7 protein-coding genes and 1 pseudogene are annotated in these 7901 nt (G+C 55.7%); 4 read left to right on the forward strand and 4 right to left on the reverse strand.

Translation table 11 applies throughout. The annotated features are described in order from the left end of the window. Positions 1-19 precede the first annotated feature (19 nt). A pseudogene (locus AC2FF7_RS16900) lies at positions 20-259 on the forward strand (transposase); the annotation flags it as partial. A gap of 574 nt (positions 260-833) precedes the next feature. After that, a complete protein-coding gene (locus tag AC2FF7_RS16905) occupies positions 834-1523 on the forward strand; it encodes a DUF6538 domain-containing protein (protein ID WP_496905992.1) in 690 nt (229 codons plus the stop codon). Between the two features lie 548 nt (positions 1524-2071). Here AC2FF7_RS16905 and AC2FF7_RS16910 read toward each other — a convergent pair. Beyond that, positions 2072-2515: a hypothetical protein gene (locus AC2FF7_RS16910; RefSeq protein ID WP_496905993.1), complete on the reverse strand. Its 444-nt coding sequence runs from the start codon at positions 2513-2515 to the stop codon at positions 2072-2074. A 218-nt stretch (positions 2516-2733) separates the two neighbouring features. Between AC2FF7_RS16910 and AC2FF7_RS16915 the strand changes: the two genes are divergently transcribed. Further along, positions 2734-4377 (forward strand): sulfatase-like hydrolase/transferase, encoded by a 1644-nt coding sequence (locus AC2FF7_RS16915; protein ID WP_496905994.1) that lies wholly within the window; start codon positions 2734-2736, stop codon positions 4375-4377. 499 nt (positions 4378-4876) lie between these two features. Here AC2FF7_RS16915 and AC2FF7_RS16920 read toward each other — a convergent pair whose 3' ends face one another. The 3 genes from AC2FF7_RS16920 to AC2FF7_RS16930 are packed head-to-tail and all read right to left on the reverse strand — an operon-like array spanning position 4877 to position 7019. Next, positions 4877-6139, reverse strand: a complete 1263-nt coding sequence (locus tag AC2FF7_RS16920) for a DUF2254 domain-containing protein (RefSeq protein WP_475225907.1) — start codon at positions 6137-6139, stop codon at positions 4877-4879. A 44-nt stretch (positions 6140-6183) separates the two neighbouring features. After that, positions 6184-6468 (reverse strand): sll1863 family stress response protein, encoded by a 285-nt coding sequence (locus tag AC2FF7_RS16925; protein WP_353391507.1) that lies wholly within the window; start codon positions 6466-6468, stop codon positions 6184-6186. Positions 6469-6518: 50 nt separating this feature from the next. After that, on the reverse strand, positions 6519-7019 hold the full coding sequence (locus AC2FF7_RS16930) for a Dps family protein (RefSeq protein WP_170416161.1): 501 nt from the start codon (positions 7017-7019) through the stop codon (positions 6519-6521). A gap of 210 nt (positions 7020-7229) precedes the next feature. Between AC2FF7_RS16930 and AC2FF7_RS16935 the strand changes: the two genes are divergently transcribed. After that, entirely contained in the window at positions 7230-7448 is a 219-nt protein-coding gene (locus AC2FF7_RS16935; protein WP_152456637.1) for a hypothetical protein, read from the forward strand. Positions 7449-7901: the final 453 nt, after the last annotated feature.

The following is a 7901-nucleotide window of genomic DNA, read 5'->3' on the forward strand; positions in this document are numbered from 1 at the left end:
CTGGCTTACGGATGCGTAAATGGCGCGTCCGGAGCCCCTCTTACCCAAGCCCCACGGCAAGCCGCGCGTTGATGACAAGCGTGTGTTGAGCGGGATTGTCTCCATCAAAAGCAAAGGTTTGCGGTGGCGGGATGCCCCTGCTGCCTATGGACTGCACAAGACACTGTACAACCGATGGAAACGGTGGAGCAACAAGGGCATCTTCGCGCGAATGATGGCTGGCCTGGCCGCCGAGCACGGCGAACAGAAGACTGTGATGAGGTGGAACGAAAGACACCCAGGTTGGTCGATGACTACATGGACATGCGTTATCTCCCTCGCCACCCAGCTTATAGGGTTCGTCAGCATATCTTCAGCGAGCGGTTAGCCTATCTGGATTCTCTGGGGGATGAGGAAACTGGGTGATTGGGAGGGAGAGGTTTGAGTTTCTCTTCTCCTTATTATCCCGCGTTTTCCACTACTTAACCCTATGCCCGACTATACTCAGCCATAACCGCTATCGGCCTCTCCCTCTGTCTGGGGGAGGTCGCCGCTGACGTGCAGACAGCAAGACAGTCTAGCAAGACGTGTGTGATCTGGGCGGGGGCATAAACGGGGGCATTTCTCGGAGGGTTTAGCCCCAAGTGCCTGCTGTCGATCCATGTTCTGATGAACTGGCTGGGGTGGTAGGAATCCTTGACGTCCGATGATTGTTATCGGCTTTTCAGCGAAGCCCGAGAAACTGGGGCGGTTTCGGGGGCGTTCCTACGGCGAACCGGCACGCGAGATGATCCTGCGGATCGTCTCAATCAACTGAACCCATCCCAAATCCTAAATCTGAAAGGAGGAGACCCATGTCTGCTCACATTCGCTATGCCTATTTGAAGGGCCACACGTGGCTGTTCAGACGTAACTATCCCGCTGACGTGGCTCTCGCGCTGGGCGCTCAGGCGCTGAAGCAGAGCCTCAAGACCAGTGATCGTAACACCGCTCGCGTCCGAGCCGCTGAAGTCAATGCCCGGTTCGAGACACTGGTGGAACAGGTTCGGTCTCAAGCAGAAGACGCCCTGTCTGTCCCAGAGAGCACCGCTGACGTTCCTGATTGGGTTGACCAACCGGAGTCGTCTCTCGTCCGTCTCCGAGCCACTCTGGAGGACTCTGGATGCAATCTGGAGAGGTCTAAGTTCATCAGGCCATCAGCGCCGGTAAAGGTGCCGGTTCGTGACCTGAGCCGGGCTTATCTGAACAAGCGCAGTGACGAGCTTCGACCCAGCGGGTTCAAATCGGTCCGATACTCTGTCGGGTTGTTCACCAGTCGATACGGTGACCAGTCGGTTTGCAGCCTGACCAGAGCGGACGGAAGAGAGTTCCTGTCCGCAATTGCCCAACTGTCTCCAATGATCGGCAAGTCAGAACGGACCCGAGGGCTGACCCTGGACCAGTTAGTTGCGTACTCGTCTCGGGGTTCGGTGACCATAACGGCCAGAACCCAGCGGCGTATCTGGTCGCAGGTCAATCACTTCCTCGACTGGGTGGTCTATTAGGGGCATCTGGAGGTCAATCCCTTCCGGACTGTTCTCTTTGATCGGAAGGTCCGTCCTCAACCCTATGCCGTCCCGACCGACGATGAAGTCGTGCGATTGCTAGGAGCCAACGACCGGGAGTTACATCCTGTTCTGTTGACCTGTCTGCTGACGGGAATGCGAGCGGGGGAAGCGGTCGGGCTGCTCCGGGAAGAACTCGTGACCAAGGGCAACCTCGGTTGCTTCGTTCATGTTCAACCAAACGAACTGAGACTGCTGAAGACCGATGCGGCGGAGAGACTGGTTCCAGTCCACCCGGTGCTAGACGATACGTTCCGTCAGTTACCCTGCCATGGCCCTCTGTTTCCTGAGTTGACCGTGGCCCATGTCACCAAGGGGTTTGCGAGACTGAGACGTCGGTTGGGACTGGAGCGACCGGGACTGGTGTTTCACTCGACCCGCAAGTGGTTTGTGACCCAGTGCGAACGAACGGGTGTTCCTGAGCACTTCACGGCCTCTCCGGTTGGTCACCAATCGGCACGGTCGGAGAACGGGATCACCTACGGCATCTACTCGGCTGGCATCAGCGACGAGCAGCGGCGGTCGATCGTTGACCAGATCCAACTGCCGACATGACCTTCCCCGACATTGATGCGTTCGTGGAGCGAGCTGCTATCGCTGAGTTCGATGGCGGGTGCACCCGTAAAGCTGCGGAAGATCTGGCTGCTCGTGCTCAGGGGTTTCCTGACGCTGAAGCCTATTGGAAATGGCTGGCTGACTATGTCGTCAACCGTAGACCGCCCTGAATACCAACCCTCGGCGGCCCTTTGCGGGTTGCCGGGGGTGCTGACTTTGCTTTCTTTTTGCCGAAGCGGACTTTGGTTGAGGGTTGGCTGAATGACCGCGATGCGGACAAAGCCGCCGGTCGCGAGGTTCAGCCAGTCGACCGCTTCCTGCGTATTGCCGCCGTTGGATCGCCTGAGTGATTTCGCCGGTGCAGCCTTGGCAATCAAACGCGTCCGACCGAATACCGGACATTGAGGCAAGTCGATTGGAAAGGCAGTTAGGCGTCCGGATCGCTGACGTAGCGAACGCGTAGTTGTCCAAGATCGCACATTGTAGAAGTCTTAGTAAGCCCGTGTCGTGACCGTTGCCGACGCCTGAAGTTGAAACTTGATCCTCCCGAACAATGACCTAGGCTTCCCTGGTTAGTTTAGCGAAGGAGAAGCCAATGAGATTCATGATAGGCGTGTTTGGCGCACTGATCGCCGCGTCGGCGGTCACGGCACAGGATAGTCCAATCATTCACGATGGAGAGTTCAACTTCCTGAGTGCCCAGTTTGGCGAGGAATGGGCCGCACAGGACGTTCGGATCGATTCACGTCTGACAGAGCTTCGCGACGCCAATAACGGGAAGCCTCCGAATATCCTCTATGTACTGATCGATGACGTCAGCTTCGGTTTGATGGGCAACCGGGCGATGAACTATGTCGCCGGTTTCGACACCCCGAACATCAATGATTTCGCGTCCGAAGGCCTTGCGTTGATGCGCATGTATACGGAACCCTCGTGCACACCGACGCGCACCGCGTTCCTAACAGGAAGCCACCCGGTCCGGGCTGGACAGGAAGAAGTAAAGGTCGCCTTGGTGGGCGAGGGCCTGGCCGGTGAAGCCGTCACAATTGCCGAAGTGCTCAAGCAATCAGGCTACAACACGGCTCACGTCGGCAAGTGGCACCAGGGGGATATCGAGGAGTCCTTTCCCCACAATCAAGGCTTCGATGTCGCGTTTTTTCCTGTGCACCAGCAGGTTCAATTGAGCCTGATGACACCGGAGGCCGCGGCCGCAGGCAATCTGAACGGCTGGCATCCATCGACCCAGTCGAGTGAGTTTGCAATCGACCAGCGGTTCAAACCCTATGGCTTGGTTACCGGGCTCGAAGCAAAGGCGGGAGAGCAAGCCCGCGAGGTGGGCCTCGAGGCCGGCGAGGAATGGACGCAAGAGCATTACGAGCGCATGAACGCGACATACCAGAGGCAGGTGCTGGAACAATTGGAACGCCTCGCAGGCGAAGAGGAGCCGTTCTTCCTTCAGTACTGGCCGCTCTATCCACTCAATTTCACCTCTAGCGATCAACAAAGGTCCCGCAATGGCGGCTTTATGGCCGACAAGATGGAGCAGTTGGATGATTGGTTCGGCGATCTCATGGCCAAGGTCGACGAGCTTGGCGTAGCCGAGAACACGCTTGTGGTGTTCATGGCCGACAACGGTATCTTCAAGCAGTACTCACCAAATTCCGGCATGATCGAGTTGATCTATCGGGGAGGCAAGGCAGAGCATCTCGAAGGCGGGGTACGCGTGGACGCGTTCGTGCGATGGCCGCAAGCAATCGAAGGTGGAAGCTACGCGGGAGACATTATCCACGTCTCCGACCTCTACACCACGTTGGCCCGCGTCGCTGGTGGTACGGAGTTCATTCCACGTGACCGGGTGATCGATGGTGTGGACCAAACCGCATTGTTGCTGGAAGGCGAAGGAAACTCGCGCCGGGACTATGTTTATATCTACGAAGGCCCGGTCTTGCGCTCGATCGTAAAGCAGGAGTTCAAGATGCACATGCCCGCACCGGGTGTGCCGGGGGCTGCAGCGCCGGTCTTTAACATCCTGCGCGATCCTCGAGAGACAACCCCCGACATCGGTGGATCGCTCTGGTCCGGGGCGTCATTTCAGGACATGGCAAAGCGCCATGCCAAGATGATAGCGAAGTACCCGCACCGCCCGATTGGCAAGGATGAACCCTACGGCGGCATCGAAAACCTCCGCCCTGAGAGCGAGCTAGCCCGTAAGACGTTTGCGAGTTGGCAGGACGAGTAACCACGGCCAACGGCGGGTGAGCACTATTCGGCTAGTACGTTAACACCCTGGGTTTCAGCCGAGGTTTGCCAACGTGGTGAACCTCGGCTCAGAGCACGAAAGGGCCTGTCGGGGTAACTAGGGTGAACGACAGGGCAACCTGCTTGGGTGACCTTTTAGTGGTCACTACAATTGTCGGGTTTGCGTTAATTCCGTCGGTTGCTGGGAGCGGAGGCGGCAGCAGGCGGCACCCGCAGCGAACGGCGACTAAGTCGGCATAGCAGACGGTTATGGTGGCTCAAGTGAACGGGCAGTTTGGGCTCAGAGCGGTCGTTCGCTGCGCTCCGTCTCAATGACCGCTCTGCGGACAAAGTAGCCGTTTGGTTTCGCCACTCACTGACTACCTTTCGTTGAAATGTAACTAAGACCTTTCGAAGAGCACTTTTCCATAAGTTGGGGGATGGCCCACTCACAAACCACCCCCCAGCCGCACTGGACTGCAATTGTCCAGGGCGGTTGACTAAAACCCTTCAATTGCGGTTTCGACCTGGCCACAAAACTTATCAATATCGCGCTCAAGCATATCGCTTTCTCGGGTCTCATCTCTGACCGCAGATAGTTCATCTACAACAGCCAGCAAATCTTCTTCTGGAGCTGCCTCTGCGATGCGCACCAAAGCGCGAATAAGGGCGGCCGTTACGAGGCCATTACCCCGGGCAGCGCGTCTTAGAGCTGGCATAGAGTCGTGAAACAGTGCCTCAGCCGTGATGGACGGGTAAACCACCCGTACGTTTCCGTCATCATCCCGATACACACCCGTGCAGAGCTTTGACGACCACGCTCGAGCCAGAGACGCCGACAGTCGGTCGATGCAGACTATTGCGGTAAACGTGTCGTTGACACCCGGTGACAACGCCCGAAGTGCGATTTCAACGAGAAGATGGACAGAAAAGCGGATATCGCCATTAGGATCTCGCGCGGAGATTAACGGAGCTGCCGCTTGCACCAGATCATTAAGACTTTCGTCACTATCACCATAAACCTTGGCCAAAGTGTCCGATGGAACCATAAAGTCTCCTGGCTGCACATCAAAAACGACGACTGCTCCGGCTTCCTTGGCCGCACTCACTAGACCTTCGGTATTGATCGAATTCACATATCCAGTGCCCGAAGCCAAGACTTGGCGCTTGTCTCCCTCCTCAGGGACTGCCTCTGAAGATGGAGTATCTGCGCTGTTTTCGATTGCGGTGCTGACTTGGCGATCCAAGGCCTCAGAAATCCGCGCCGCCTCCTGATCAATGGTTACGCGCGTCGATACTGTATGAACGAAGAGCAACAGCAAAAGAACTGAGATGATCGAATAGACTATTCCAATCGCAACGGCCAAATTTACGGATGTGTCATCGCGTATCAGCCACAAGATCAACAAGCTGTATAAAAACGTCGCTCCAAGTGAGCCAACTGCAATCTGATTTACCCTGTCTTCGCCAAAACGCTGCAAGAGCCTGGGCCCAATTGATCCGGCTGCTAAGGTGTAGACCAGCAAAACAATGGAATAGACCATGACCAACGCGGACATGGATGCTGCCGAGATTGCGCTTAGTACATCGCTCGCAGTACGATTAGAAACGCTCAGCCAATCGGAAGCGGACCAACCCCAACTCGCGAGCGCTTGCTCCGTCTTGAAGACAATCCCAGCCACCAAAAGCCCTGAAAGACTAATGGCGGCAGGGATAGTTAGGAACCCACGAAAGTACCTCACTAATTCTCTAGGTGTTTGCATTCCTGTCTCCATTTACGACACGAGCTTTGTTCACAAACACAGCTCTACGAGAACCGGTCGGCCGCTTTTTTCAAAGCACTCTGCATATCGCCCCATGCAGCCTCGTAGCCCTTTTTGACATCTTCCCAGGCCTCGTCGCTAGTCGACTTCAAATCATTCAGTTGAGCCTCTGCGTCAGATCTTGCCTTGTAGAGCTTGCTGAGCTGCTCCTCGAGCTCGAGTTTGGCGTCCGCTTCGGCCACCTTCAGCTTGGCTTCGAGAACATCAATCTGGGCATTCCAACTATCCAGTTGCAGCTGTGCCTTTTTCTCGTACCCAACACGTGTCATCGTTTTTCCTTTCTTCGCAAACCTTGGTTCAAATCGAGGGGAGCCGCCAATTAGGCCGCAACAATTGCCTTGAGCATCCAGACAGCTTCCTCATGCTTCGCCATCCTGGCGTTCATCAGATCCTCTGTAGCTCCATCGCCATAACGGGCTGCGGTCGCGGCAGTCTCACGCAGGTTCCGAGCAATCGCTTCGTTGTCTGCGACCAATTGTTTGATCATGCCCTCTGCATCTTTAACCGTCTCTTCTTCGGTCAGCTTGGCTTGGCTAACCATGTCCGTGAACGAGATCGGTGCCACCTGACCCAACGCACGCACACGCTCGGCCAATTCATCCGCAGCTTCGAACAGGTCGCGATACTGACGCTCTGTTAATTCATGGATCGGCAGGAATAGCGGGCCCACGACGTTCCAATGTGTGCCTTGTGTTTTCACCATCAGGACCATGGTATCGGCCAGTACTTCCGTCACCGCGTTGGCGATCCAGGCGTTCTTGTCGATGCCTGTGTCGTTGGTTTCTTCCTGAACTTCAGACTTTAAGACTTGCTGTATCATTTTCACTCCGTTTCGTTGCTTGCGGAGTAAACCTAAGAGCGATTCATAAAATTTCAAATAAAATCATATACTTAATTTAGGTATCCGACACATCATGGGGCGCTTCATGATCCTGGGTATCCGGCACAACATGCCAAGATTGATGTAGACACACAGGCCCATTGCCATACATGCTTGGAGTAACTGACGTAAGCTACTGAGGTCATGCCAGTGTCTGATCAAAATCGACCGCCAAAGCGCACGGAAAAACTGCAACTGATGCTCGACCTCGAAGAGCTTAAAGCCATTGATGATTGGCGGTTCGAGAACAGACTGCCATCCAGAGCGGCCGCCATTAGAGAACTCATCCGCCGCGGTCTGATTTCCAATGAGTTTGAGGAACCACCTACTGATGCGCCTTCCGGTGAGTTTCGTGTTGTGGACGAGTGAAAAGACTATTCGCAGAACATCCCAGCGAAGTCCCAGTAAGGTTCGCTGTATCGCGCGCTCGGTTTTTTTGGATACCGCATAATGCTCGATCTTCTTTCAAAGAAACTGTGTCCACTTCGGGCTCAGATCCGCCATTCGCTGCACTAGCCTTGAACGTCCACCCCACCAACCGCCAGCACCAGCGAGCCCCCGGAACCAGTCGTCAGCGGTCCAGTCAGCGCCAGAGGACGGTCGATCTAAGGGTCTCATCGGGGCACCTGTTAGCAGCAGTGAACGACCTCTCTAGCGGCCAAATTGCCGGTCGCAGAGCTTAGCGAATGCCCCCGAAACCGCCCCAGTTTCGGCCACCGGTTGGAAAAGCCTATAACAATCATCGGTGGGCAAGGATTCCTACCACCCCAGCCAGTTCATCAGAACATGAAACGACAGCAGGCACTTGGGTCACCGATACCC

This window comes from Ruegeria sp. YTSC325 (assembly GCF_059609525.1).

Excerpts from the sequence above, each read along its gene's own strand:
- AC2FF7_RS16905 (WP_496905992.1), top strand. The coding sequence starts at position 834 with ATGTCTGCTCACATTCGCTATGCCTATTTGAAGGGCCACACGTGGCTG.
- AC2FF7_RS16915 (WP_496905994.1), top strand. The coding sequence starts at position 2,734 with ATGAGATTCATGATAGGCGTGTTTGGCGCACTGATCGCCGCGTCGGCG.
- AC2FF7_RS16920 (WP_475225907.1), bottom strand. The coding sequence starts at position 6,139 with ATGCAAACACCTAGAGAATTAGTGAGGTACTTTCGTGGGTTCCTAACT.
- AC2FF7_RS16925 (WP_353391507.1), bottom strand. The coding sequence starts at position 6,468 with ATGACACGTGTTGGGTACGAGAAAAAGGCACAGCTGCAACTGGATAGT.
- AC2FF7_RS16930 (WP_170416161.1), bottom strand. The coding sequence starts at position 7,019 with ATGATACAGCAAGTCTTAAAGTCTGAAGTTCAGGAAGAAACCAACGAC.